Source organism: Mucilaginibacter sp. (assembly GCF_041663085.1).
Classification (GTDB): Bacteria; Bacteroidota; Bacteroidia; order Sphingobacteriales; family Sphingobacteriaceae; genus Mucilaginibacter.
In genome coordinates, this window is sequence record NZ_JBAZRC010000001.1 from 20,920 (window position 1) to 47,893 (window position 26,974).

Sequence of the window (26,974 nt, forward strand, 5' to 3'; positions counted from 1 at the left end):
ATTAACCTGCAATTGTGGGATTTATTTACAAAAAATCGAAGTAACCACCAAGCCACTATCAAATGATGACAAATAAGAATTCACAACTATTGGAAACTTTAATCAACTTTCATAGTTAATATGTAACAATAGTGCAACTTTTATCTTAAAATGTTGATAACTATGTAATGAAATTCAAAAAGAGTTGTACATTTGTCTCGCTCATCTTACCATAAGGAAGAAGGAGATTGGAGAACGCTAAGCCTTACCGCTTGGCGTTTTCTGCTTAATACACTTCTGGAAACCGCCTTTTATATTTCTTTTTTATTTTATCGGGATTTCTACCATCTAAGAAATAAGCAGTTAGTAAGTAATAACCGTTCTTGTCCCGATACGGACGTAAGATTACCACATAAGATTCTACTTCATTGAAAATATACGTTCGTACTTCATCCCTATTGTTTTGTTGATTTCTATCTAAGCAGCTAAAAACCTTGCAATGATCCAAGCATCCTAAGTCGATGTGAACTTTAACCCAATGCAATCGTTTTGATCTCTCTATATCAAATTCACGAGAGGTATCAGACTGCGAGTAACGTTTGCATGTTAGGTGGTCGAAAAGTACTTCCAAAGAAGTTTGGTCATCCTCCAGCTTGTTCGGATTAATGTTTTTTCCGTTGAACTTAAACTCTTTATTCTCTTCTACGTCACGCCTGAATATTATTTGAAGAGATTTTTTTCGCTGACCTTCATTCATATATTCCAATTCAAGCAATTGGTTATAAACCTTCGTTTGATTAATTGGCATATTATAAGTCAATAAAAAACATATTCAACTTTTCTTCATTTTTTGGAGTTGACCGGGATAGGTCAGAGCCACTTAATGACTGCATTAATTTTATTATCTCGATTTTGGCGCTTACCTTATTTAACCCCCTTAAGTGATAACCTATCGCCCCCATCATTAAATCAGCTATTTGCAAAAATACGCTTTCGTGAGAATGTATATTTTGCAGATTTTTAACTACCCCATATTTAGTTTGAAGGATTTCTTTTAATTTCCTCACCTTCCATGAACTTAGAGTATCTTTAATATCAAGATATATGTTGTAATTATAAAGCATATCTATTTGATGGTGGAGCAACTGATAATACATTTTGTAATAAAATGTGTCGTAGTCTTGACCAAATAAATCGTTCTTTATTTCATCTTTCTTTACTACAAGTACTCTAAATTTCAATTCACTAGCAAAAAAGAATCTAATAATATCTAAATAAAACTCGCTTTTAGAGTTAGATACATTAGCCCATTTTATTTCAGAATAAAAATTATGAAGGTCTTTTATATTAGAAATTTCATCTTTAAAAAGCTTTATTTTTTCTTTAGGTATAGAAACATAACCAAGAAGCATATAAGGCATGCCGTCGTTTTCTAAATGACCACTCTCATCGCAATAAACATTAAATACCTTACTCATCAATTTAGGTTTTAGCAAATCTATTAAAAAGTAACTATTATGAGTATATTAACACTATCTTGTTGCAAGTGATATACTTACTAGTTTTTTGATCTTTGTGGATATTAAAGCAAATAAACTACCCCACTTTAATTGCTGTTAAGGTATTTTAAGGTACAGAAGGACTCTTCTAATAAACGGACATGAGATTAATAGAAAACAGCAAATGTAAACCCATTGCTATTATCTCATTAAGTATTTCCATTGGATAACTTAATGAGACCTTCAAGAGTGATTATTGAACCGCTAGATAAAATTATTTATTTCTAAGGATCTCTACCTTTTCACGCTCACTGGCTAACAATTGCTCATAGAGTTTTTCTTTTTCCTCAAAAAGTTCTACTATTTTATCAATGGGATTGAAGTTAAATGTAGATTGATAGGCTATCGAGGTCGAATTATCATGACTGTTAAACGTTGTGTTAATAACGTTAATCGCAGCTTCTTCATCAAAGTTCTTAATAGATTCCACAGGCACTTTAAGTATGGCAGCTACCTGTGCAAGTATATCTTCTTCTATAGTTTCTTTAGCTTCTAATAAAGAAATCCTTTTCTGGCTCCAATCCTCACCTAACGCATAAGCCAAAGCCTCTTGTTTCCAGCCCAGCATTTCACGGAAACGTTTGATGTTACGGCCTTGATGTACTTGGTTTGGTTTTTCGGTATGGCTGTTCATAGGTTAGATGCTTGTATATGATATAACAAATGTAATAAAATATGTCCATGCGTAAAAAACGTTGACTCAATGAATTGCAGGAATAAAATAGTCTTTCCTTGTTCTCCGATAGAATGGTTAGGGATAGGATAGAAATGATGGCATGCGGAGTTTTGTTCTGCCGGTTAATGGAAGCCGGTATAAACGATAGTGTTATGCATTTAGGCAGATATGTTCCATGGGATAGTTCTCCAAGGTTTTTGAGGTTTAGCGAGGTGCAGCAACCGATGAAAGTGCTGACAAGGTTCTTTGGTGATCGTATCAACACGCACCGGGAGGAATTAAAGGTGTGGCGTGATTTTGCGGTATCGTATAAGCAATACAAGGATAGTAGAAACGGTGCGGGCCATATACTATTTATTTATGATCAGAACATCCAATTATTAGAGGCGTGCTACCTGCTGATGATGGCTTTCCGCGAGGAACCCTGGACCAGGAAAGAAATTTCAGATGAAGTGTTGAAAGCAGGCAGGGAACAGTGGTTTTATTTTCCGGATGAACTTTCGGAATTGCAGTTAGCTAATCCTTATTTGATCTTAAAGAAACTTTTTAGGGATTTCAGCCTGCCGGAGTACCGGGATCACCTAAAAGAATGGGCTTATGCTGCCTTATATAAAAATCCTATTGATGAAGCGGTGACGTCGGAAGACATCATCATGGTGTACGAGAACATGTTGCAGCTGTATTCGGCGGCATGGATTATTTATCAAACCGAAAGTGGTGCCCCTTATCTTAAAAGGTTATACTGGACAGACGTAGATGAAGTTGATTCAGCTAAGAAGGATGAGCCGGAAGACCAGCAAGAAATAGAAAAAGCTAACGAAGATGATAATACAGCGGCGGCGTTACCGCAGGATGCTGTAGTGCACCCGATCTCCCTGCATCCCTTCCATCCGGTATTAACGCCTGCTGAAAAGCTGGGGCTGAATTATCTTACCGAGACGATGGTGAAACTTGTACCCGGCATCCGGTCTGTTACTTACCTGGGTTCATGTCCGAAGCCGTTTACTTTTTACCTGTTGGTGCTGGTAGACGACGAAGAAAAAATGCCTGAGCATAGTATGGTCAGTAAGATCGAGGATAATTTGCGCACGCTTGCTGGTATCTATGTTATCGTCCATAAAATAGCAAGCGCGGTTAACGGGTTAAAAAGTAAAGGCAAATTTTGGAGCCTGGCCTTTAGCCGTGGCATAAATGTTTATCGTTCGGAAGATTTGCAATTACCGGATGCTAACGAGATCAGTAATGAGCAGGATATGGCGGTACGCTTGGCCAGTTGGAATAAATATGGCATCATAAGCAAAGAGTTCTTTCACGGCGCGGAACGTTATATGGAGGAGGGTAATGCGCGCTTGTCGCTCTTTCTTTTGCACCAGGCAACAGAGCATGCACTCATCGGCTTATTGCAAGTGATGTTCGGTTACCGGCAACCATCGCATAACCTTTTCAGGCTGATCAAGCTGACTTTGCTCTTTACTGATGAGTTCAGTGATATATTTCAATTAGATACTGATGAGGGGTTAAAGCTTTTCACCCTGATCAATGACGGCTATGCTAAAGCGCGGTATGACGAAAACTTTTTGGTAGAAGAAGAAATGGTCAAAGCGGCATTAGAGAAAGTACGGTTACTTATGAGTAAAGCGAAGCTTGTATTTAAAAGCAATGAAAAAATATAGTTTATAAAAGATAAACGAAAGACGCTCCCAGGTACCACCAGCAAGGTTAGGGGCCAGGTTTGGTTATGTTTTTACTGAACCTGCCCCTTTCTTATAGTCTGAGGTGGGCATCTGCGGCAGGCAGCCTGCATTGCACCACACGCTTCGCTCGGGGTTCCATTCCGCTGCCAGCCTCGCTGCAACTAGCTGATGTTCGCTACGCTCACAACAGCAGGATTGTTTTACCTCGATTGGGCACTGTACCGCTGACACAAAGGTAGCTACGCAGGTAAACGGTCAAGGGTATACAAGCAGTGCAGTGTTGTTGTTTTGTTTTGGCCTGCACTGCCCTTGACCGTTTCCCTGCTTACAGCTTCTGGCGTTTACGCGGTACAATGCCCGGGTGTGTTTGTTATAGACTTTTTCAACAAAACTTCAAAAAAATCAAAATCAGATCAATCGTCAATATCTGACCTTTGATCTATTAATTCATACGACCATGAGCCCGGATGAACTATTAACCAAAAAAGACCTGGAAAGATTCAAAGAGGAACTGTTCGATCTCTTGAAGCCACTGACGGATGCGCAGGCCCTGCAGCAACAAAAATGGCTTAGAAGCCAGGATGTAATGAAAATGCTAAATATTTCCGCAGGCACCCTGCAGAATATGCGCGTTGCGGGTAATATCACCTATAACAAGGTCGGCAAAATCTTCTTTTATAAAGCCGCCGACATTGATCGGATGCTTTCCGGGGTTGAAAAAAAAAGCCCGAAAAGGAAGAAACTCTAGTAAAGGCGCAGTCGCAACGGTTTCGTGTCCTGTTCCTTCCAAAACCGCCTAAGAGCAAGAAAAATACTTTACACCCCATCTATATTCGTTTGACCGTAAATGGCAGGCGGGAGGAATGGACGACCGGCAAGTGGTGCGAACGGGAAGACTGGGATAGCGGTACCAACCGGATGAAAGGCACAAAGGAAGCGGCACGTGCGACAAATGCCTGGCTTGATTTCTTGTACGCGAAGGCTTATCAGTCCCGGCAGGAGCTTTACGCAGCAGGAAAACCTTTGGAAGGCGTACTTATTCGCAAACTAATGCAGGGCGAAGAACTTGAACCGCCGAAAATGCTTACCGATGCCTGGAATTATCATACCAACCAGATCGCTGGCTTGCTGGGCAAGGATTATACGCCGGGTACCTTGGCTAAATACAAAACGGTCTTCAAAGTAATAAAGAGGTATATCAAACTAAAATCGAAAAGCGAAGACATCAGGCTGGATGAGATCGATTACCGCTTTGTTCGGGATTTCGAATATTACCTGAAAACGGATTATGGTGTGAAGATCAATACAGCCGTGCAAATGGTTAAAAAGCTACGAACGGTGATGAAGATCGCTTACGAGATTGGTTGGGTAAAACGAGATCCGTTTGTCGCGTATAGGGCCAGGCATGAAGAGGTGCATCGCGAATACCTCAGTAGCATGGAATTAAATGAGCTGGCCACGAAAAAATTTAACCGGAAGCGTTTGGTTGTGGTCAGGGATCTATTTCTTTTTAGTTGCTACACCGGCCTTTCGTATGCCGATACGGTTAAGTTAAAAAGGGCTGATATCTTAAAGGGTGAAGATGGCGGCTTATGGATTCAAACTTACAGGGTGAAGAATAACAACCGTGTTCGCATTCCGCTGCTGAGCCCGGCGCTCCGGCTGATCACACATTACAAGGACTACCCGCGTGTGTTGGATGAAGATTTTATATTGCCTCAAATCAGCAATCAGAAGGCCAATGCCTATTTAAAAGACATTGCAAGATTGTTGGGTTGGACAAAACGACTGACCTTCCATTGCGCACGCCACACTTTTGCTACTACGGTGACATTAACCAATGGTGTTCCAATTGAAACCGTAGGTCAAATGCTGGGACACAAGAATATTAATACGACTCAACTCTACGCCCGCGTTACAGATACAAGAGTAAGCCGGGATATGAAGCCGCTAAAGAAAAAATACGCTGGGCAGGAGCTTTTTCTGGCGGATATCATTGATTGAATTAAATACCTTTTGAATTTTCAGTATTTATAAAGACACCATTTAGACCTAGCTTGTTATTCAATCTGATTATCGTTAATTTTAACCTATCTTATTACAAACCTAAACTTATTCATGGCGATAAATTCGATTCAAAGCAGGGAAATAGAAGAGTTATCTGCAGAACAACTTACAAGGCTTCTTCAAATGTTATTATGTCTGGAGGTCGAAAAAAAAGATCTCCAGGGGTTTTACTATGTATCTAGAAAGATCACAACCGCTGATGGTGGCGAGGACGGGCGGATTACTGTCGATGACATAAAAGGCTCCAACTGGCTTGGTAATAAACTCACGCTCTTCCAATGTAAGGCGACAAATCTGATACCATCAAAAATTGAGGCGGAATTCATAGAAGTGGATGAGTTAAGCAAGGCCAAACGATTAAAGCCTATTTTGAAAGAGGTGCTCGACAACGGTGGAGATTACAATCTTTTTATGTCGGTTGATGCCAGTACACGCAGAGGGATTGAACATCGCATCGATAAAATGATTGAAGTCTGTGAAAATACTGGCGCAATTTATAAAAGAGGCCAATTCAAGGTTTATGATGCTAATAAGATAGCTGAATGGTCTAATGAATATATTTCGACAGTTGCGTATGTTTTGGAATGTAATGGCAAGAGCCGTCCCGATGTTTTTAGGACATGGCAGCAGTGGGGCCTAGACTATCAGACATCACTGACGTTTAAATTCGAGGATGCCGCTTTGCAAAAAAAGATATCGGAAATAAAATCTTTGCTGAAAACAGAAACATCTATTAGGGTCATTGGGCATTCCGGTATTGGAAAAACCCGATTGGTTTATGAAATTTTCAATTTAGACCCATCCAATTCGGACCTTGAACAAAACAAATTAAATGCGGCTGTGGTGTATTATGATTATGGGCTTGTTCAGGGCAATGATCTTATTCGTTACGTATTGGATTTCAAAGACAATACCGTTGGCATTATTGTGGTAGACAATTGCCCTAATGACCAACATGTTGCCTTAGCCAGTTTGGTCAGGAATAATTCGAAACTAAAGATAATCAGCATAGATTTCACTTTGGAGACTGAGGAGAAAAATGTCATCAGGATTGATAAGGACGGCCAAAAGGAAACCGTCAAGTTGATGCTCAAGAATATTTATCCTTTCTATGCAGATTCAGAGATCAACCGTTTGGTAGAACTTGCAGAAGGCTACCCCAAAATGGTGGAGTTATTGCAGGAAGCAATTGCAAAAAACGGCGCAAACTCAATAAATGCTCAATTACCCCAGGCTTTTATAGAAAAGCTTGTATTTGGGCATGAAAGACGTAATGACGCCGATTTTAATTTTATAAAAGCCTGCTCTATCTTCAGTGAGTTTAACTTTATCGATGAAGAGATCGAAGAATTAATTGCGGATCAAAAAAGACTTGATGAATACAAAGTCCATCGAGATTTTATCGCTTCATTCGTATGCGATCCTGCCATCACGGATGCGGTTTTTTACCGTACCTGCAGAAAGTTTAAGATTAACCGGAAAATATTAGAACGCCGTGGCTATACGCTGACTGTTGTTCCTACTCCTCTAGCAGCGAACTTAGCAGCTCAGTGGATACTGGATTATCCGCCTGACAAATTTCAAGAATTCTGTAACAAACTTATCGATGTAGGACTGATCGATGCTTTTTGTAAACGACTACGTTCACTTGATCAAATTGAGCGTGCGAAATCTCTTGTATCAAAATTGTGGGGCCCACAAGGCCCTTTTGCGTCTGCGGAAGTGCTTAATACAGATTTAGGTTCACGCCTCTTCCGCTCTGTTGTTGAAGTGAACCCTGAAGCCACCGTAAGTGCTCTAGTTACGCTTTATGGAAATTATAGCATTACAGACATTAAAGCCATTGATAAGGGTAGACGCAATCTGATCTGGTCACTGGAAAAGCTGGCTTTTCGAAAAGAGACCTACGATGATGGTATTATCATAATGGGGAAGTTTGCTGCAGGCGAAATTGAAACTTTTGGAAATAATGCAACTAACCAATTTCTGCAAACCTTTCATATTTTTCTACCAGGAACAGAGGTGCCTTTGGAAAGACGGCTTTCTGTTTTGGAACAATTATTAACCGAAGAAGAACCGGAATACATAAGTTTAACAATAAAAGCCTTAGGCCAATGCCTGAAAAGCCATGGCTTTTCACGTATGGGTGGGGCAGACGACCAGGGCAGCGCCACAAAGCTGGTCGACTATATGCCACAGAGTTGGGACGAGATTTACAACTACTGGCGGCAAGCGCTGAATATGCTTCTGAATATTGTCCGAGAAAATACTGTACGTATTGCTATTACGAAACCCATTATAGAGGCTAACTTAAGAGGGATATTTGGGCAAAACCAAGGCAACTTACTGACGCCTATTTTAACTTTTATCAAGGAAACTGACTCCTCGTTATGGGAAGGTGCAATTAACGCGTTACAGTCAACTTTAAAATATGAAAAACTAGACGATGCAAATCGGGACTTGGCGAACCAATTGATTGCCTCGCTCATGCCACAGGACTGGTCAAACAAAGTAAAGTATGTGGTCAGTGTACCGGCGTGGGACTATTCGGATCCCGATGCGCATAGAGGCCAAGATAGAATCTTGTCTCTTTTACGTCAACTTTTAAATGAATTGCACGAAAAAAACATCTTGCCGGAATACTTCCTGCCACAGCTTTTATCGGGAGAGCAGCGCAGAGGAATACTTTTTGGACGGATTTTGGCTGAAAATAAAGCAGATCAGTACCGGTTAGGTACGCTTATATTTGATCAATTGCGCACAATTGATAAGAGCCAACGCTCAACGGATGTTCTTGCTGGTTTCCTATCAGCGGTTGAGAAAACAACAAAGAAGAAACTTTTTGACGAGCTATTGGACGACGAAGAATTGAATTATTTACTCTTCACCCTGCTAAGATTTGGACAAATGGACGCAGCCGATATTACAAAACTATTTGTGCTTGTTGAAAGAGGAATTGCGGATATCACGGCCTTCACAAACGTAATTTATCATATTGGCCAAGGAGGCCTGTCTGTCGAGGAGGTTATCATACTATGTGATCAGATAAGAAAGTACGGTAACTTAGGTAATTGGACTGCTTTTAGCATTTATCATCATCTGAGTTACTCTGAAATTCACCTTTGGAATAGTTTTAAAAGCCAAATGAGAGCGCTCATGATTGATACTAACTTCCTTGCTCTAGATGAAAAACATTCTACTATGGATTTGTACATGTATACTAACGCAGCTCAACGGATTTTTAAGGAACACAAAGATGAGGAACTCGCTATAGCCATTTCAGACCAAATCGCTGAAAGTCTTAAATCGCCAACTTTTGCTTCAGGCAACTATCAATTGGAAGATTTGATCGAGATACTTATCACCGAATATTTCACTATTCTTTTTGATCGATTATCCCCTGCCTTAATTTCTAAATCAATCGAATACTGGAACGTTAAGACACTGCTTGGCTCTAGGAATGGAAATCTTGGAAATTCCGGTTTACTATTTAAAGGCGATACTAGCAAAATTATTGAATGGTGCGATCACAATATCCCAACAGGTCCTGAAAGAATCGCATATATGATGCCCGTATTTTCTAACGAGACAGAAGGGTCATTATGGCACCCCTTTGCCCGACTCATGATTGATCGCTTTTATAAAGTACCTGGCCTCCTCAATGAGATCGGAGCCAACATGGGAAGTTTTGGATGGGTAGGATCTTCAGTACCCTATTTTGAAAAATTAAGTTCAATGATGAACGAATTGTTTGATCATAATTCAATAAAAGTTCGAAAATGGGCAAAATCAGGCTTTAACCACTATCAGAAGCAAATCAAGCTAGAGAGATTAAATGACGAACAGGACCGCATATCATAACTTTGCCGAAAATAAAAGTTAAAACTTTTTACAAATATGACCTTGGACGGGTAATGCTATAATCTGAAGAGAAATTAAAACAGTGGCCTCTTTAAAAGCTTACCAACTGAGTTGAACCCAGTTGGTAAATATACGGATCAAATTACTGATAACTTTTTTTGTAATTGCTGCATATCAGAACTAATTTTATGATCCATCACCTTCGCATAGATTTGCGTGGTTTTGATACTAGTATGTCCCATCATTTTCGAAACACTTTCAATCGGGACCCCATTATTTAGCGTTACCGTTGTTGCGAAAGTGTGTCGCGCAATGTGAAAGGTAAGCGGTTTCTTAATTTTGCAGAGGTCTGCTATCTCTTTCAAGTAAGCATTCATTTTCTGATTGCTCATCACTGGAAGCAGCGTGTTATTTACCGCGCATTGGGGATGATCTTCGTAGTTTCGAATAATGGATAAAGCGACAGGCAAGATAGGAATTCGTGAAAAAGTGTCCGTTTTATGCCTGCGGGTGTATATCCATAAATCACCATCAATGCCCTTGACAAGTTCCGAGCGTTTAAGCTTATGGACATCCACATAGGACAAACCAGTATAACAGCAGAAGACAAACATGTCTCTAACCGTCTTTAGTCGCTCAATGCTGAATCTTTTTTTGTTTAGCCGCTGTAGTTCCTCTTTAGTGAGTACTTCTCTGTGTACAGCCTTCTGTTTAGGCTTATAGTTAAGATAAGGGTCAACGGTTAACCAACCATTGCCTAAGCAAATACGTACTATCTTGCCTAAGTTCTTAATGTATTTAATAGCAGAGTTATTACCGCACTTGCGAACGCTGCGCAGGTAATATTCAAAGTCATTTAAAAAGGCAAAGTTGACCTTGGTAATCGGAATATCCGAAATATTATACTGCCACTGCATGAAATCTTTGGTGTGCATCAAGCAGGTCTCATAACGTTGCAGCGTGCTTTTCTTAAATTCCTGCCCGACCAAGCTTTTCATTTTTTGATTATGATCCTCAAAAACTGCCAATAATGTCCGCGCTTTTTCTTCCTTACCCACAAAGCGATTCTTCAAGGTTTCTACTGTAAGGATATCGTCGGCTTCGGACATTTTGCGATGAAGTTCAAATATCTTGAACTGAATATCGTCAAGAAACGCATTTAATGTTCTTGAATCCGCTTTTGATCCGGTGGCCCTACCGCTCGCCGCATCCCATCTCGCAGGATCACATTTTCTGCTGACGGCGAGTTCTGAACGTTGACCGTCAACAGTAATGCGTAAATAGATTGGCATTTCCCCAACCTTGTAATTTTTTGGCTTTCTGAGGGAAAAAAGCAAGGAGATTGTAGTTCTCATGACTTTTGATTAATTAAAGGTGAAACAAATTTGATTAATTAATCATTTGGAATCAAGATATTCAATCGCTGAACATGTTGTTTATCAAGTTGTTATTAACAAATTCGGGAGTTTTCTATTCGACTTTGAATGACTCCCGAATTATTCGCATACACTATGCAAAAAGCTGAATAATTTGGTGTGTCCTGAAAATGAAAAACCCCTCAGATGATGTCATCTGAGGGGTTTTTACTGTTTTCATTATTGAATTAGCGGAATGGACGGGACCGTGTCCATTCGCGTAATGCATTATATTTCAAGCATATATATCTTTCAAATTCCACTAGTCACCGAGCAGGTCACGGTTAACTTTAAGGTTTTTTGAGTTGATTTTAAAGAACTTTCATTAAATCAAAGGTACCATTTTGACCCGAACTCTCGGTCATAAAGTTTATCTTTATTTTATGATTTATAAACTTTATAGAAAAGCTACTGGCGAAGATGCCGGTCAGGTTTTAGCCATTATTTCAGAGAATGAAAGTAAAATTATTGACGACTTTGAAGTCTATCTGATTACCAATAGTTCTCCCGTTGAATTGAAAGCTTATAAAGGCAATGATATTAAAGTTTATGGTGAAGGAAGGCCGCTGTGGTCCGAAATTACATGGACAAAAAATGGCAAATGGCAAGCAGTTGATACGGATATTGATCTCAGCAAAATTGTGGCTGGAATGTCATCGCCGCAGTTTGCCGAATCTTTAACGGAACTGACTGACTACTTTCTATAATTACATAAATATGTATTTATAGAAAGTTATTGGACTGTAAACCAAGGGTGCTTAATGATTTTTGTGTGGGTCGGATATTTTAAGACGTGATCTCCAAAGAAATAACATTCTTCCATAAACTCCTCTAAATGTCCTATAGTTATTGTTGGGTATAGCCCGTTATATATATAGAACGTTGGTGTGTTAATTATAAAAAATCCTACGACCTCATATTCACTCAGGTCTACTGATCCCGGCATGCCTTTATGAAGCATGAAGTGTGATTTAAGTAAAGTAATATTATCTTTGATATACTTCACCTTGCCTTTCATTTTCTTCTCGTAATATTTTTTAAAATGGGCGTAATCTCGTGAAAACCCAGCCATCTCATAACGAGCGCGGTGATATTTACAGTCAGTAACCATTATTTTTTTGCATTTGCTGTCTAAAAAAATAAAATCGATTTCTCCGGGTATATCAACAATGTCAACTACCCTCCCTTTCTTACCATATAGTTTTTCAATGTTTCGATCAAAGTAGAATCCATTCTTTTCAAGGATTTTTTGGACCTCGTTCTCCAATAATTTATCATGCTCATCGTGTTTGCGCTTTAAATAAGTGTTAAAGCACTCATTTTTCTTCCACTCCTCTGAAGCGAGTTGCCATTGAAAACCATTCGTGGCCATAACAACAATGCTTTCTTCCCATTTTTGTTCACCAACTAATGCTTGTGTTTCACCATTAATGTTAACAAGCAGAATAGGTCTAAAAAAATACCTGTAGAATGAGCCTGATTGATATACTGAGTCTTTAATTGGTAATTTATTATCCCTGGTAATAGTTAACCCATCGTAAAAAGTTGTAGCGTTGTCTCTTGATATCCCTTTTTGAACAAGATTTTCAATTAACATTCCGTATTGTATCGTTTGCACAAGGGGAAATTTTGGTGAAAGGTGCTGTTTCATCAAAAAGATTTGACCCCCTGCGAAATCGTAATCGATCCCAAAACAGCTCATTAATTGTGCTCTTAAACCCTTAACCGCATTTTTATCAATGATTCCTTTTTCATAAGCCTCTTTATTCATCTTTTCCGTAATATGGTAGATGTGTTCGTAATGATGCTGTCTTTGCAATAAAACATCGCCGTCACCAATAACAATTTTTGTAGGGTTCTCCATCATACGTTGTTCTGCCATGTACTCAGAAAAAGCGAACAGACGATCACCCAAGTAAAGCAAATCTTCCAGTAAGGCCCTGAAATGATTCATTTTAGCGTAGCTAGCACCGTTGTCAGGTCCGTAATTAATGTCCACTGCTTGTTCAAGTGCGAGTTTTAGTATTCTCCTATTTAATGAAAGCAAATTTTCTGTAATACCCTCTTTAACGAAATGAGGTTCTGCAACCTGATAATATAGTTTAATGGACTCCTCATGATTAGCTAACAGGTAAAAAAGGAATTGAGGATCTGTAGTTGAGCCCATTACTTCAAGAAATTTATCAGCAGCCCAGTTAAGTCCAAATTCAAGCATTGGCCGAGTTAACCTCTCTTCAGTAAAAGTTCCTTCACCGTATTCTGCCACCATTGACCAATAGAGCATATTTTGAAATTTCCTTTCGGAGCGGTCATCAAATGAGACAAATATATTTCCCTGTGAAGTTTTTCTTATCATACATTATTTAACAAAACTAACGTCCGAGTCGGATAACCTCGGAGAATTAAAGATAGTGATAAACCCACCTTTGTCTATGTAATTCTGCAATTACAGGATTACAGCGATATGTATTTACAAACTTTTAGAATTATGTAATATGGGCAAGATTATCACCGTAGCGCACCAAAAAGGAGGCGTAGGAAAAAGCACACTGGCGTTAAACATGGCGCTTTGTTTTCAGGATCAATTGAAGGTAGCATTGGTTGACTCCGATCTGCAGGGTAGTATTTATCATGTGAGAGAAGATTTTCCGGGTTTAAACGTCTATTCAGCTGATAAGATCAGCGAGATCCCGCAAATGGATTATGACCTGGTCATCGTTGACACCCCTCCCTACCTATCAAACAAATTAACAGATCTCTTTCTGATTTCAGATTTCGTACTGGTGCCAACAAAAGCGGGCTTTTTTGATGTCATGGCCGTCCGCTCTACGTTGGCCTTGATCAAATTCGCTCAAGCGAAGAAGCCATCTTTAAAAGCAGGTATCGCCCTAAACATGGTTAAGCATAGATCAGGGGTTACCAAAGATGTAAAAGACCTGTTAGCAAACATAGGGACCCCATTACTTCAAACGATGATTCATGACCGGGTAAGCATTACGCGTTCGGCGATTACCGCCGGCATAATGACCGGCAGTGACCAGAAAGCAAAAGAGGAAATAACCTCACTTGCAGAGGAAGTGGTGGATTACATAAGTGCATAATTATAGAATTGCAGATTTATGTATTTCTATAATTCTTGTATTGCATAACTATAGAAGTCAGCGGTATGGAAGATTACAAAAAGAAGTTAGGCGGTCTGGCGGACAAATTGAAAAATGAACCGCCAACTACCCCTATACAAGAAGTGCACCCGGTGAAGGAAGCACCAAGCCTTAAAGAGGCAGAGGCGCAATTGAATGTCTGGATTCCTAAAGGACTGCTTAAAAAAATGAAGAGCTATGGACTTGAAAATGATCTTTCCCTGAAGGACATTAATATTCTCGCTCTTCAATTCTTTCTGGATAACAAGTTACCTGCCGTAAATGATCAATTGAATTAAGGGGGCAATATTAACAATTACCGGCACAATGATTTACATAGGGATTAGCTATGGTTAGGGAAATAAACTGCTGTCTTTTTGCAGTTAGCAAGATGTACGTTTGTACCACAAACGAATCTTGCCCTTCCCTCCAAAGTCGTTTCGGGGCCATGGCCAAACCCTCCGAAGTCGGTTTGATAAAACTATTATCAATGGAAGAAGAAAATGAAAATCGGTCGAAGTGGATCAAGATCCGCCTTAAACCAAGTGAAGAGGAATTGCTTAATAAACGATATAAAAAATCCACGTTTCAGAATCTCAGTGAGTTTGGACGAGCTATGATCTTAGGCGACCCTGTGACGGTAATTCACCGGGATAAATCGATGGACGATGTGTTGGAAGAACTGGCATTGCTCAGGCGCGAACTGAATTTCGTCGGGAATAACTTGAACCAGGCCGTTAAGAATATTAATAGCGCCCATGGCTTTCCCGATACGCGCTTATGGATGAATTTGCTGACGATTATTAATGGAAAGCTGGAACCTTCCATTATACAAATCAAAGAGAGGATGAACAAATACGCTGATTTATGGTCGCAAAAATTAAGAGCGGGAAAAGCCTGATCGGTGCCTTGAGCTATAATGAAAATAAGGTCAAATCGGGAAAAGCAATGTTGCTCGTCACAAGCGGTTATACTAAGAGTGATGATGCGCTATCATTTCACGACAAGCTTTTCAGACTGACCGACCTTGCTGAACGGAACCTGCGGACTAAGACAAATACGCTTCACTTATCATTGAACTTTGATGTCAATGAAATGCTTGAGACTGATAAGCTGGTTGACATTGGCAGCGACTATATGAAACGGATCGGCTTTGAAAATCAACCTTACCTGATCTATCATCACTTGGATGCCGGTCACCCGCATATCCATATCGTCACCACGAACATTCAAGCTGACGGCAAGCGGATCAGTCTGAACAATATCGGCCTATCAAAATCCGAACCTGCAAGAAAGGAAATTGAAATAGCATATGGTTTGGTCAAAGCAAGCGAGAAAACAAAGAATATCGATCAGACAGACAATCTTAAGATCATCCCGGCGAAATATGGAGAAACAGATACGAAGAGGTCGATCTCTAATATCGTCAACGAAGTCGCCAAGTCCTTTAAATATACGAGCTTGCCTGAACTGAACGCAATATTGAATCTGTATAATATCGTCGCTGATAAAGGTTCTAAGGAATCCGTGATGTTTAAAAATGGTGGCTTAAACTATTGGATCACTGATGAAAGTGGGAGAAAGACAGGTGTTCCGATTAAAGCAAGCAGCATTTATCAAAAGCCGACTTTGAAATTATTGGAGAAACGCTTTAAACTCAATGAGTATTTGCGAAAGCCTCTTAAAGAACAGCTCAAATCAAAAATCGATAAAGTTAAGCTCCAGGCAACATCAATGGATCAATTCAGGGATCAGCTTAATAAAGTCGGTGTAACCCTTGTTGTCAGACAAAATTCTGAAGGTCGAATTTATGGCTTAAGTTATATTGATCGTAATGAGAAGGTAGTATTCAACGGAAGTGACTTGGATAAGGATAAGAGTTATAGTGCGGCAGCTGTTATCGGTAATTTCCAATTTATAATAAGCGGTAATGATTCTGCGACTGTTGAGCATGCCTTTGAAAAAAACGTATCAGCACAAACAGGCGAAACAACCACGTTAAATCAAAACCATGGACGGAGCCTGCTGGAGGAATTATTAGATCCCAACAACCCGGACCAAGTGGCGCAAAGTCAATTCGGGCCCAGGAAAAAGAAGAAAAAACGCAGGAAATTAAATCTCTAAATTTTAAAATCATGCAAACAGGAGAAAACGAACAGGCACTCAGAAAGATCATCGATTTTACCCGGTTTCTCGGGATACTGGTGTTAATCTTACATTTTTATTTCAGCTGTTACGGTGCCTTTAAGGAATTGCAGTTAACCTATCCTATCGTCGATCGGATACTGGTCAATATTTATAAGCTACCCATTTTTAAAGGCATCCTGATTGTAAAATCAGTCGCTATCGGCTTTTTGATCATTTCCTTGATCGGCACAAAAGGTAAGAAAGATGAGCATATAAAGTTGTCTAATGCGGTTGCGTATGCATTGATCGGTTTGGCTTTATATTATCTAAGCGGGCTTATATTTAAACTCCAGGCCTCCTTCCTTCTGGTGGCAGGTTTATACATGTTGGCGACCATTATTGGATTTCTCCTTTTTCTGACCGGTGTCAGCAGGATGTACAGGGTTATTGATCTTAATTTAAGTAAAGATGTTTTTAACCATGAAAATGAAACGTTCCCCCAGGAAGAACGAAAATTGGAGAATGAGTATTCGATTAACCTTCCGGCTAAATACCGATTAAAAGGCAAGGTGCGGGATAGCTGGATCAATGTCATTAATCCTTTTAGAGGGGCACTGGTCATGGGTACACCGGGTGCGGGTAAATCATATTTTGTCATTAGGCATATCATCACCCAGCATATCAAAAAGGGATTCACGATGTTCCTTTACGATTTTAAATATGATGACCTAAGTAAGATAGCCTACAATACCGTATTGAATAATAGCAGTGCCTATAAAGTAAAGCCAAAATTCTTTGTGATCAATTTCGAGGATCTGAACAGATCGCACAGATGTAATCCTCTTGATCCTGCAAGTATGCAGGATATTACAGATGCGATGGAATCATCGCGGACATTCATGTTGGGATTAAATAGGGAATGGATTAAAAAACAGGGTGATTTCTTTGTCGAGTCTCCGATTAACTTCGTTACCGCTCTGATCTGGTTTTTAAGGAAATACGAGGATGGCAAATATTGCACACTCCCTCATGCCATAGAACTTGCACAGGTGGATTATAAATACCTGTTTGCCTTGCTGAAGACGGAACCCGAGATCGAAGTTTTGATTAACCCTTTTATTTCAGCCTGGCAAAATGAAGCGTATGATCAACTGGAAGGGCAGATCGCCAGCGCTAAGATCAGTATGGCAAGGCTGGTATCACCATCTTTGTATTACGTATTGTCGGGTAACGACTTTTCATTAGATCTGAATAATCCCATGGATCCTAAGATTATCTGTATGGGGAATAACCCTTTAAAACAACAGGTATATGGGGCGGTATTGAGTTTGTATATTTCCCGTACGATAAAATTGGTCAATCAGAAAAACAAGCTGAAATGCAATCTCATCTTTGATGAGTTCCCTACGATCTACTTCAATAATATTGATAGCCTGATCGCTACTGCAAGGTCAAATAAGGTCGCCACCACTTTAGCGGTACAGGATTACAGCCAGCTTAAAAAAGATTATGGACGAGAACAGGCGGAAGTGATTATGAATATTGTCGGCAATATCTTGTCTGGTCAGGTTACAGGTGATACTGCCAAGCAACTCAGTGAGCGATTTGGCAAGATCATGCAGGAAAGGAATAGTGTAACGATTAACAGTCAGGACACGTCGTTAAGTAAATCGACACAGCTTGATTTTGCTGTGCCTGCATCGAAAATTGCCACATTGTCTTCCGGGGAATTTGTGGGATTGGTTGCGGATGACCCGGATAATAAAATCCAACTCAAAGTTTTTCATAATGAGATCATCAACGATCACCAGGCAATCAAAAACGAAGAGAGTGGATACAAAGAATTACCAATAATAAGGCAAATCGATGGTGATATGATTATGGCCAATTATCTGAATATTAAAAAAGAGATTGACCGCATTATTGAAAAGGAAGTTACTGCGATTTCTGAACAATGATTACAACCAGGGAGAGTAAACGGTAGTACAATTTATTCCATTTAATCGCAACATTCTTAAATTCTTAGGATTAAAAGCAATTTCGTACAGTCATCTTATATAAAAAACTTGAGGTTAATGGTAAACAAAGTACAACCGTTTTGTATCTGTTCTACCTATATGATAACAGCGATTTTTGATTAAAACATCAATCGCAATGCAACACCCTTCCATAAAAAATAGTAACCGCATATCTTTTCAAGATGTCGTCGCATTTTTTTTGATCGTTCTTTTCATTTATACTGCTGTCAGTAAACTTTTGGATTTTAGTCAGTTTCAAAAACAAATGGAATTGCAAACACTCCCGGCTTGGTTGCAGTTGGTGCTCATTTGGTCACTTCCTACCATCGAAATTATAACGGGTTTATTACTAATGTTTATCCGGACACGTATGGTCGGGTTTTACCTGTCTGCTTTACTCCTGATCATTTTTACCGGTTACATCGCATTGGTTCTGCTCAATTATTTTGGAAGGGTACCCTGCTCATGCGGCGGTGTAATTAGAACATTGGGCTGGGGCCTGCACCTCATCTTTAATGTATTTTTCTTGCTGTTAAGTTTTCTTGGAATATACTTAATAAACAGGGAAAGGAGGATCGACTGGCACTGAGGAATAACTTGATGTTTGTCATGAAGCAATGCAGGTGACAGACAGGTACTATGGATGCCAAAATATCCGCATAAATACATTTATCAACTAAAGTTTTTTGAATGTTTTTTGATGTAACAAAACATTCGTTCAACATGAAAAAGCAAATTCTTGGATTGATCGCTATCATTATTGCTGTTAGCGCCAGCGCATTTACTACTGTTAAAACACCGTTTCACAAAACTGCAGCTTTGTATTGGTACCAGGTTACCTATGATACAGCGCATCCTACCGGTGCCGTGCTTTCAAGCAGTGATCTGTACACGCAAGATGAAAAGGCGAACGTTGCCTCACCTTGTGATCCTGGCACTTCAAAAGATTGTTTGCGCGGTTTTTCAAGCCAGATAAGTACGTTTCCGTCAACCGCAATGGGCGCCGATAACATCAAAAGGCCTAATTAAGAAGTGTACGTTAAAAAAAGCATGGATTATATCCATGCTTTTTTGTGTTAGATACCCTTTCGGTTCACGGCTTTATCAAACTTAGGTTTTTTACCCCTTAGTAATGCCGTAAATTGCCGCTGATCTATATCCGTAGTTATCGCACGGACAATACCGTGTGGATCAACCACGACGATGTAAGGACATGGCCCGACATCGAAACGATGGAATAGGACTGAATCATAGGCAACCGGCAGACTGATGTTCGACTCTTTCCGAACACGATCATACAGCTTTTTTATTTCCTGCTCGTCCGTGCGATGCGTATATCTGGAACCGGTGTAGCCTACAAGGACCACTTTTAATTGTTCCCGAAATTTTTTCTGCAAGGAGTCTTTCCCTGGCATTCGGTTGAGGCATATTGTACAATACCGGTTCCAAAAGTCAAGGATCAGCCATTTACCCCTGTAATCAGCAAGAGAGAATGTTGGTTTGCTGTCGTAAGCCACTTGTGAAAAGTAGACATTCGGACATAATTGACCGATCACCGGATAAACGGAAGTTTGCGCTTTACTAATAAACGCAGATCCAAGTATCAAAATAATAATTCTTAACTTTTTCATCTAAATATTAATATCCTTTGTTTTGGGTTAATGCGGAGTTGAGCAATATTTGGGCTTGCGGGATTGGATACAATTGGTCTTCCGGTTGCCAATTACTGCCTTTGACCAAGCTGAGAATAGTGTCTGCAGTTGCCGTTCGTTTAAGATCAAACCAACGATGTCCCCATTCCGCGAAAAATTCAAGTTGACGTTCGTCGAGAACTGCATTTATAAGTTCTGATCTGGTAACAGCCGTTGTTGTGTTTAAACCAGCTCTTGCCCGCACAATATTCAGGTCTGACTGCGCTCCGCTTAAATTATTGAGTTGTGCCCTTGCCTCACTTCGGATCAGATAAAGTTCTGCCAACCTGATCACCACAGCGTTTTCAGTAACGACGGCACTGCTTCTTACTTTATATTTATATGGATAATAATATGTTATTCCACCAACAATATTGCTTTTCAACCAGTTGGTCTTCCTGTTGTCGCCCGGTAAAAACTTGTTCAGCAAGGAGGGGGTCACAACAAACGTTGGCCTCACGGTTCCGGAAGATGGAATAAATACCGAACCTTCCACCGTGTTATTAGTAGGCCGGGCTAACTGGTATATAGTTTCAGCGGATGTGGCTAAAAAGACATTCGTTAAGTTGCTTTCCAACCTGTAAGTGCCCGAATTAATAACTTCATTAGCCTGATTTTCAGCATTTACCCAATCATTTTGAAATAGATAATACCTGGCCAGCAAGGCCGTGGCCGCCATTAGGTTAGGCCGGGAATTGGTAGAGATGGAGTAGCTATTTTTTAGAAGTTGCTTTGCTCGCAGAAGATCGCTGATCATTTGCGCTTTAATAGTAGCTGCTGGGCTTTTCGGTAAAATACTGTTCTCACGGTACCCCGTTGCCGCTTCGTAGGGTACATCGCCAAACAGGTTGACCAGGTAAAAATAGTGCAGCGCCCGGGTAAACAGCATTTCTCCTTCTAATTGTTCCTTGATAGGGTTTGAAAGGGATTTTGATGACGCTAATCCATCAAGTACTGCATTAGCCTGATAGATATTTTTATAGGCATTACCCCATAACCGGGAATTGATAGTTGAACTTGCGATTGGAATATTATTATTTTTAAAGGCGTCGAAGTCGCTATTAGAAGAAACGTTGACAAGGTCATCTGAACTAAGGCCAGGATAGATGCTCAGTGCGCCACTCATGAAATTGAGATTAGCTGAAATCATTTGATAATATAGTCCGATCGCTGCCGCTGTTGCCGTTTGGTCGGTGGCGAAAACCTTTGAGGCTTCGGCCTGTGTTGCCGGTGGAGCGATGTCAATGAACTTTCTGCATGAAAGTAAAAGGGCAACAGGTATGACCAAAACCAGCCAGTGTTTGTGTGTATGGAGTTTTAATTTCATTTTAATAATGGTTAAAAAGTAAATTGCAGGCCGCCGATTATGGTCCTAAGTGGCGGTAATACATAGAAATTCTGGGTTTCAGGGTCACCGCCTTTATAATTGGTGATGATCAGCAAGTTCTGCGCTTCCGCGTATACCCTTATGTCCCGAATGTGTAGTCTATTCAGCAAACGTTTAGGCAGGTGGTAAGCTAATGAGACATTTTTGAGTCGGATATAAGAAGCATCCGTATACAGCGCGCCAGACAGCGATTTATATGCGATAGCCGTATAAGTGTCTGTAAATCCGGAGGTGAATTTTTGGATATCGGTTATATCTCCTGGTTTTTGCCAGCGTTGCAAAACGACGTCCGGTTGATTATATATCCATCCCGGCACGTTGCTGCCTGCTAATTGTGCAAGATAGCTTAGACCCGTTTGCTTTTTGAACTCTAAAAAGAAGCTAAGGTCTATTGGGCCCATGGTGAGGCTATTCTGCATACCCCCATAAAATTTCGGATCTGTGTTTCCCTGCACTTGATAATCTGCGAGGTCGAATTGTCCATCCTTATTCAGATCGGCCACTGTATACAGCCCCGTTTGGGGATCAACGCCGGTATATTTTAATGCATTGATCAAATTCAGGGATTGCCCGATAACATACTGTGAAGCATAGCTTGAACTTTCAAGCCCAGGGAATGCCAGCAATTTGTTTTTAGGGAAAGTGATATTAAATGATGTAACCCAATTAAAGTTTGCTTTATGAATGTTTCGTGTAGTAAGGCTCAGTTCCAATCCGGTATTTTCCACCAGCCCGGGAAAGTTCCGTGTCACGCTGCTGAAACCGGTTTGGTTTGGCAATGTATAGTTGATCAGTTGGTTATCGCTTCTATTTTTGAAGTAGGAGACATTCAATAAGACATCATCATTCAAAAAACCGAGTTCGAGTCCAAACTCCAGTTTCTTATTGATCTCCCATTGATAATCGGGGTTGTAAAGACTTCTTGGGTACAAGCCTGCGAGGCCAGAATAGGTATTGGAAGTGTTTGTCCACAAATTCAGGAATTTGTAGTCGCCGATCTGATCATTGCCGGTAACGCCGTAACTTCCACGTAGCTTACCAAAGCTTAGGAAGGGCAATAGGTCTTTAGCAAAACGCTCACTCCCGAATAGCCAGGCGGCACCGACAGCACCGAAATTGGCAAATCTGTTTTCCGGAGCGAACCTGCTTGACCCGTCCCTTCGACCTGTCAGATTAAGGATATACTTTTCATGATAGGCGTAATTTATCCGTCCGAAAAAGGCGGTGTAGCGGTATTTTACATCGTCATTAAAAGCTTTGATGGTAGGTGCCGCTGCAATGGAATTTAACAGCAGGTCTGAATTGTAGTTACTACCGTAGACAGACGACTGCCGTCCTGATCTGTCCTGATAAGTATTACCGATCAAAACATCTAGCCGGTCATTAGCTGTCGTCCTTAAATATTCCAGTTGAGGTTCGATGATCCAGCTCTTGTTTGATGCATTGGCCAACGATAAAGACGGAAGACTGGCTGTATTAGGATCCAGTGATGTAAAAGGTGCCGCGGACTGCTCATCGGAGCGGAAAGAAGTGTAGCCGAAACTGGACCGTATGGTCAGTCCAGGAAGGATACGATAACTTAATTTAAGATTACTATTCAAGCTTTCGTTAAGTGACTTGTATTTCTCTTCCTGTAACGAGAGCGGATTGATTATATCGGTGCCAAGAGTATTATAGACTACGCCGTTATCCTGCCAGGCCAATTTACCGCCGTCGTCATAAAGCCGGAGATTGGGGGGCAGGTTGATATAACGTGTCATATCATAGCGCGGTAAACGGTTATTATCATTGCCGTAAGAACCTGACAGCGTAATATTGAATCGTTTATCAGCTGAATTATGATTGATATTAAAATGCAGGGAGGCAATATTGTCTGAAAAATCGCCAGAGAATACCGAAGTCTCCTTATGATAGGCCCCGCTGATCAGGAACTGCGTTGTTGCACTCCCCCCGGAAACAGAGCCTTGCACGTCCGAACGGTGTGCGGTTCCCCCGATCAACAGTTTTTTAAAATCGGTATACCTTTTATTATCCCATAGTGTCAGGTCGGGTGCAAAGCCGGGATCTCCGGCAACATTATTTGGCGTTAACCCATCTTGGGTAAAGGCTTCTCTTCGCAATTCCAGGTATTGCGCTGTATTGAGCATATTCATCGTCCGTCCGATTTTGCTGACACCTGTATTAGCGGTGAAATTGTATTGCGTTGAGCCGGCTTTTCCTTTTTTTGTCGTAATTAATATAACGCCATTTGCACCGCGGCTACCGTAGATCGCGGTCGCGTCAGCGTCTTTGAGAACGTCTATGCTCTCGATGTCACTTGGGTTGATTGTATTTAGCGGACTTAGACCGCCAATACTGATCGATGTCGGATTATTTGCCGCGTTGTTGATCTGATTCGATGCAGTGATGCCACTCTCAAATGGCACGCCGTCAATAATGAAAAGCGGGTCATTGTGAGATAAGGTTGGATCCAGTGCGCTTTGTCCGCGGATTTGCGCTTTAAAGGAAGACCCGGCAACACCACTTGTTTGGGTAATGACCAGACCGGGCACCCTTCCTTCCAGTGCAGCAAGTGGATTGGAAACTGGTTGTTTTCCAATATCTGCTGCAGTAACTGTTGTAACACTGCCGGTATTCATTCTTTTGGTGGTTGTGCCATAACCGATCACCTGCACTTGATTAAGGCTGCTGGATTCAGCTATCAACTGTATGGCTACCGGCATAACGGATGTACGGTTGATAGCCAATTCTACGGTTTGATAGCCAATGTAGGACACGATCAGTACAATTTGGTCTGACTCCGCCGTGATAATAAATGAACCATCGGGGTTCGTGATTACTCCAGCCGTCTTGCCCTTGATCTTCACAGTTGCGCCGGGCAGCGGTATCCGGGCAGCGTCGGTTATAATTCCTGAAATATTCCAATCTTTTTGTGAATCATTTTTTATCGATTGACTAATGATTTTTTTAGTCACGATTATAATCTTGTCCTGGATCACGAAAGTCAATGGCTGGTTAGCGAATAGCTTATCCAGTGCAGGCTTTAATTCTTCATTTTGAAGCGAAATATTTACCGGAATTGATCTTTTTAGATTCTCTGTAGATACAATAAAATCGTAACCGGTCTGGTCGCTGATCTTTTTGAATACTTTATTTAAGTGAGTGTTTTGTTCCGATAAAGTGATCTTCTGTGCGAAAGTGCTGGCACTCACCTGCAGAATGGCAGCGACAAAAAACAGGGTCGTTAGCTTCATGATCAACAGGACATTAGGGGCACAGCCGGGCGGCTGCACCAATTTTTTGGGGTAAAAATTGTACATTTGTTTGGAGCGTGGTTATGCGTCGCGCCTGTTCATTTTCCAAGATGCGAGGGGCGCTTCGCGGTTCATTAATTTAATTGAATTGGGGTAGCCAAGCTTAAAGCCAGGTCGCCGACTACAATCGGTTCCCTGGCTTTGTCATTAACTAACTGATCTGAACTTTTACTTCATTACGGTGATCCTCCTTCCTTCCACTTTGAAATGGATAGTTTGAGTAGCCTCAAGTGCCTTGAGCACCTGGCTGAGGTTTTTGTTGCGTGAGATTTTGCCGTTGATGTTGTCGGAAGAAGGCGTTCCTTCATATTGCACTTCGACATTATACCAACGTGCAATTTTGCGCATAATACTGCTGATAGGTTCATCCTCGAATTGGAAATAGCCATTTTTCCAGGCAAGTGCTTCCATCGGATCAACCTTTTGAACCGTAATTTGATGTTTGATCATTACTGACTGTTCATTGGGCTTCAGGATAAGAGAACCGTTATTGCCTGACACACTAACTTTGACACAGCCTTCAATAAGGGTCGTTTTTAATGATGGTTCGTCCTTATAGCTATTGATATTGAAATGTGTGCCTAATACTTCTATCCGCTGGTCGTCGGAAATCACCATAAAGGGATGAGCAGCATTCTTGGCTACCTCAAAGTAACCTTCCCCAGTTAGTTTAACAATTCTGTTAATACCGCCGCCGAATGATGTCGGAAAGGTAAGGGATGACGCGGCGTTCAGCCAAACTTGTGAGCCGTCTGGCAAACGTATCTGCCATTGACCACCATTAGGGGTGGTTATGGTATTCTGTTCACCCGGGGATTTATTGCCGGAATAATCAAAAATGACCTGTCCTGATTTTGTTTTAGTGACCTTTATTCCCTTTTTTTGGTAGATCTGGCCATTCTTCGCATCAGATAGATTTAGATGCCAGCCACTGGCAAGAGTTAGTGTGGCTGTGTTCGTACCAGGGGAAACGTCCTCTGCGAGATAAGTAATGGTCGCGGGTTTTCGGCTCGCGAAAAATATCATAGTGACAGAAATAAGTAAGCCGATAGATATTGCCGCAGCTGCCAGTCTGATGCCGATCTTAAGGAACTCGCCATGGTTTCCGGGCAATCGCCGGTTAACGTCGTTCTTTATTGCTTTGATGTTTTGGGCTGAAATGTAGAATGGTTCAGCTTCGTTATATTGAAGATACCATGCTTCCAGTTGAGTTTTTTCCTCTTCTGTGGAAGTGCCGTTATGATATCTTTTGAATAATTCTTTTAGTTTTTCCTGTTCCATGACCAAAATTGGTGGTGCTCAATTGTAATACATGACGGCCCATGCAAAAAAAAAGGAAGAGATTTTTTAAATTATCGGCCATTATCAAAAAGTCCTGGATAGAATTTCATCATAATCTTTTAGGATAATTGATGAACTGAAGGCAAAATTTAAGTTGCCCGAAACGAAGTTTATCGAGATCCGGGAGTGGATCATCGGTATTTATACGCAATACGGCAAACCATCACTACAGCCTACAATGGTTATTCCGGGCGGCCAGCACGGTGCCGAACAAAGTGAACCGCTAAGGTCCTGATTCCAGGCTAATATGATCGTTTGTCTGAGTTAAAGCGAATTTACCCTATATGATTAATGATGCGCCAGTTATTCATTCCGATGTTTGAGATCGAGCGGGCAGGCTTCCTGCTAAGGGCTATTGAGACAAATATTGCTGCCATTCATGCCGTTAAATCAATAAGGAATATTTATATTTACTTCCTTCACCCGCAATTTAAGCCATGAACAAGTTCCGTAAAATCCTACTCTATACATTAAACCTACTGATGCTTTTTTTGGCGATATATTGGTATGCCAAAGCTAAAGAAATCGAACCGTTGATCGTCATAATCGGACAGGTTATTGCAGTGGTCGCGTTGGCCTCAGGTGAAATAAATACAAAAGTCTCAAATCAGGATATGCAACGTACGAAATTATTCATGAAAGGGGAGGGAAGCGTAAAGAATAAAAACGTTTCAGATTCTTATATCGATATTGATAATAAATAAC

The 26,974-nt window shown here is 40.7% G+C and carries 23 protein-coding genes; 14 read left to right on the forward strand and 9 right to left on the reverse strand.

The annotated features are described in order from the left end of the window. Window positions 1-265: 265 nt before the first annotated feature. The 3 genes from WC615_RS00085 to WC615_RS00095 form a co-directional block, all read right to left on the reverse strand. Window positions 266-787 carry a hypothetical protein gene (locus tag WC615_RS00085; RefSeq protein WP_372976101.1) on the reverse strand — a complete coding sequence of 174 codons (522 nt, stop codon included), beginning with the start codon at window positions 785-787 and terminating at the stop codon, window positions 266-268. A gap of 1 nt (window position 788) precedes the next feature. Next, window positions 789-1,457 carry a DUF3800 domain-containing protein gene (locus tag WC615_RS00090; protein WP_121245172.1) on the reverse strand — a complete coding sequence of 223 codons (669 nt, stop codon included), beginning with the start codon at window positions 1,455-1,457 and terminating at the stop codon, window positions 789-791. Window positions 1,458-1,752: 295 nt separating this feature from the next. Continuing rightward, window positions 1,753-2,172, reverse strand: a complete 420-nt coding sequence (locus WC615_RS00095; protein WP_372976102.1) for a helix-turn-helix transcriptional regulator — start codon at window positions 2,170-2,172, stop codon at window positions 1,753-1,755. A gap of 167 nt (window positions 2,173-2,339) precedes the next feature. Between WC615_RS00095 and WC615_RS00100 the strand changes: the two genes are divergently transcribed. The 4 genes from WC615_RS00100 to WC615_RS00115 all read left to right on the forward strand — a co-directional run bounded on the left by WC615_RS00100 (window position 2,340) and on the right by WC615_RS00115 (window position 9,836). Continuing rightward, window positions 2,340-3,887 (forward strand): HEPN domain-containing protein, encoded by a 1,548-nt coding sequence (locus tag WC615_RS00100; protein WP_372976103.1) that lies wholly within the window; start codon window positions 2,340-2,342, stop codon window positions 3,885-3,887. Between the two features lie 478 nt (window positions 3,888-4,365). After that, on the forward strand, window positions 4,366-4,656 hold the full coding sequence (locus WC615_RS00105; protein WP_372976104.1) for a helix-turn-helix domain-containing protein: 291 nt from the start codon (window positions 4,366-4,368) through the stop codon (window positions 4,654-4,656). Window positions 4,657-4,685: 29 nt separating this feature from the next. Next, the gene (locus tag WC615_RS00110; protein ID WP_372976296.1) at window positions 4,686-5,912 is read left to right on the forward strand and encodes a site-specific integrase; all 1,227 of its coding nucleotides are present in this window, start codon (window positions 4,686-4,688) and stop codon (window positions 5,910-5,912) included. A gap of 114 nt (window positions 5,913-6,026) precedes the next feature. After that, window positions 6,027-9,836 carry a hypothetical protein gene (locus tag WC615_RS00115; protein WP_372976105.1) on the forward strand — a complete coding sequence of 1,270 codons (3,810 nt, stop codon included), beginning with the start codon at window positions 6,027-6,029 and terminating at the stop codon, window positions 9,834-9,836. 137 nt (window positions 9,837-9,973) lie between these two features. Here WC615_RS00115 and WC615_RS00120 read toward each other — a convergent pair whose 3' ends face one another. After that, window positions 9,974-11,191, reverse strand: coding sequence for a site-specific integrase (locus WC615_RS00120; RefSeq protein ID WP_372976106.1), 1,218 nt, complete (start codon window positions 11,189-11,191; stop codon window positions 9,974-9,976). 443 nt (window positions 11,192-11,634) lie between these two features. On the opposite strand from WC615_RS00120, the gene WC615_RS00125 reads away from it, so the two are divergent. Then, on the forward strand, window positions 11,635-11,958 hold the full coding sequence (locus WC615_RS00125) for a hypothetical protein (RefSeq protein ID WP_372976107.1): 324 nt from the start codon (window positions 11,635-11,637) through the stop codon (window positions 11,956-11,958). A gap of 26 nt (window positions 11,959-11,984) precedes the next feature. Here the strand turns inward: WC615_RS00125 and WC615_RS00130 are convergent, their stop codons facing one another. Then, window positions 11,985-13,607, reverse strand: a complete 1,623-nt coding sequence (locus WC615_RS00130) for a hypothetical protein (protein ID WP_372976108.1) — start codon at window positions 13,605-13,607, stop codon at window positions 11,985-11,987. 139 nt (window positions 13,608-13,746) lie between these two features. On the opposite strand from WC615_RS00130, the gene WC615_RS00135 reads away from it, so the two are divergent. The 7 genes from WC615_RS00135 to WC615_RS00165 all read left to right on the forward strand — a co-directional run bounded on the left by WC615_RS00135 (window position 13,747) and on the right by WC615_RS00165 (window position 19,565). After that, a complete protein-coding gene (locus tag WC615_RS00135) occupies window positions 13,747-14,352 on the forward strand; it encodes an AAA family ATPase (RefSeq protein ID WP_372976109.1) in 606 nt (201 codons plus the stop codon). A 65-nt stretch (window positions 14,353-14,417) separates the two neighbouring features. Beyond that, window positions 14,418-14,690: a hypothetical protein gene (locus WC615_RS00140; RefSeq protein WP_372976110.1), complete on the forward strand. Its 273-nt coding sequence runs from the start codon at window positions 14,418-14,420 to the stop codon at window positions 14,688-14,690. Window positions 14,691-14,881: 191 nt separating this feature from the next. Continuing rightward, window positions 14,882-15,292, forward strand: a complete 411-nt coding sequence (locus tag WC615_RS00145) for a hypothetical protein (RefSeq protein WP_372976111.1) — start codon at window positions 14,882-14,884, stop codon at window positions 15,290-15,292. Beyond that, a complete protein-coding gene (locus WC615_RS00150; RefSeq protein WP_372976112.1) occupies window positions 15,259-16,515 on the forward strand; it encodes a relaxase/mobilization nuclease domain-containing protein in 1,257 nt (418 codons plus the stop codon). Before WC615_RS00145 ends, WC615_RS00150 begins: the two co-directional genes overlap by 34 nt. 11 nt (window positions 16,516-16,526) lie before the next feature. Next, a complete protein-coding gene (mobC, locus tag WC615_RS00155) occupies window positions 16,527-18,476 on the forward strand; it encodes a conjugal transfer protein MobC (protein WP_372976113.1) in 1,950 nt (649 codons plus the stop codon). Between the two features lie 196 nt (window positions 18,477-18,672). Further along, window positions 18,673-19,125 carry a MauE/DoxX family redox-associated membrane protein gene (locus tag WC615_RS00160; RefSeq protein WP_372976114.1) on the forward strand — a complete coding sequence of 151 codons (453 nt, stop codon included), beginning with the start codon at window positions 18,673-18,675 and terminating at the stop codon, window positions 19,123-19,125. Window positions 19,126-19,259: 134 nt separating this feature from the next. Beyond that, window positions 19,260-19,565 carry a hypothetical protein gene (locus WC615_RS00165; protein WP_372976115.1) on the forward strand — a complete coding sequence of 102 codons (306 nt, stop codon included), beginning with the start codon at window positions 19,260-19,262 and terminating at the stop codon, window positions 19,563-19,565. 47 nt (window positions 19,566-19,612) lie between these two features. Here the strand turns inward: WC615_RS00165 and WC615_RS00170 are convergent, their stop codons facing one another. The 4 genes from WC615_RS00170 to WC615_RS00185 all read right to left on the reverse strand — a co-directional run bounded on the left by WC615_RS00170 (window position 19,613) and on the right by WC615_RS00185 (window position 26,209). After that, window positions 19,613-20,167 carry a redoxin domain-containing protein gene (locus WC615_RS00170; protein WP_372976116.1) on the reverse strand — a complete coding sequence of 185 codons (555 nt, stop codon included), beginning with the start codon at window positions 20,165-20,167 and terminating at the stop codon, window positions 19,613-19,615. A 7-nt stretch (window positions 20,168-20,174) separates the two neighbouring features. Beyond that, window positions 20,175-21,554 carry a RagB/SusD family nutrient uptake outer membrane protein gene (locus WC615_RS00175; RefSeq protein WP_372976117.1) on the reverse strand — a complete coding sequence of 460 codons (1,380 nt, stop codon included), beginning with the start codon at window positions 21,552-21,554 and terminating at the stop codon, window positions 20,175-20,177. A gap of 11 nt (window positions 21,555-21,565) precedes the next feature. Next, entirely contained in the window at window positions 21,566-24,934 is a 3,369-nt protein-coding gene (locus WC615_RS00180; RefSeq protein ID WP_372976118.1) for a SusC/RagA family TonB-linked outer membrane protein, read from the reverse strand. 162 nt (window positions 24,935-25,096) lie between these two features. Beyond that, complete coding sequence (locus WC615_RS00185) at window positions 25,097-26,209, reverse strand: FecR family protein (RefSeq protein ID WP_372976119.1); 1,113 nt, start codon at window positions 26,207-26,209, stop codon at window positions 25,097-25,099. 154 nt (window positions 26,210-26,363) lie between these two features. Here WC615_RS00185 and WC615_RS00190 point away from each other — a divergent pair, with 154 nt between their 5' ends. Next, complete coding sequence (locus WC615_RS00190; RefSeq protein ID WP_372976120.1) at window positions 26,364-26,504, forward strand: hypothetical protein; 141 nt, start codon at window positions 26,364-26,366, stop codon at window positions 26,502-26,504. A gap of 202 nt (window positions 26,505-26,706) precedes the next feature. Further along, the gene (locus tag WC615_RS00195; protein ID WP_372976121.1) at window positions 26,707-26,973 is read left to right on the forward strand and encodes a hypothetical protein; all 267 of its coding nucleotides are present in this window, start codon (window positions 26,707-26,709) and stop codon (window positions 26,971-26,973) included. Window position 26,974: the final 1 nt, after the last annotated feature.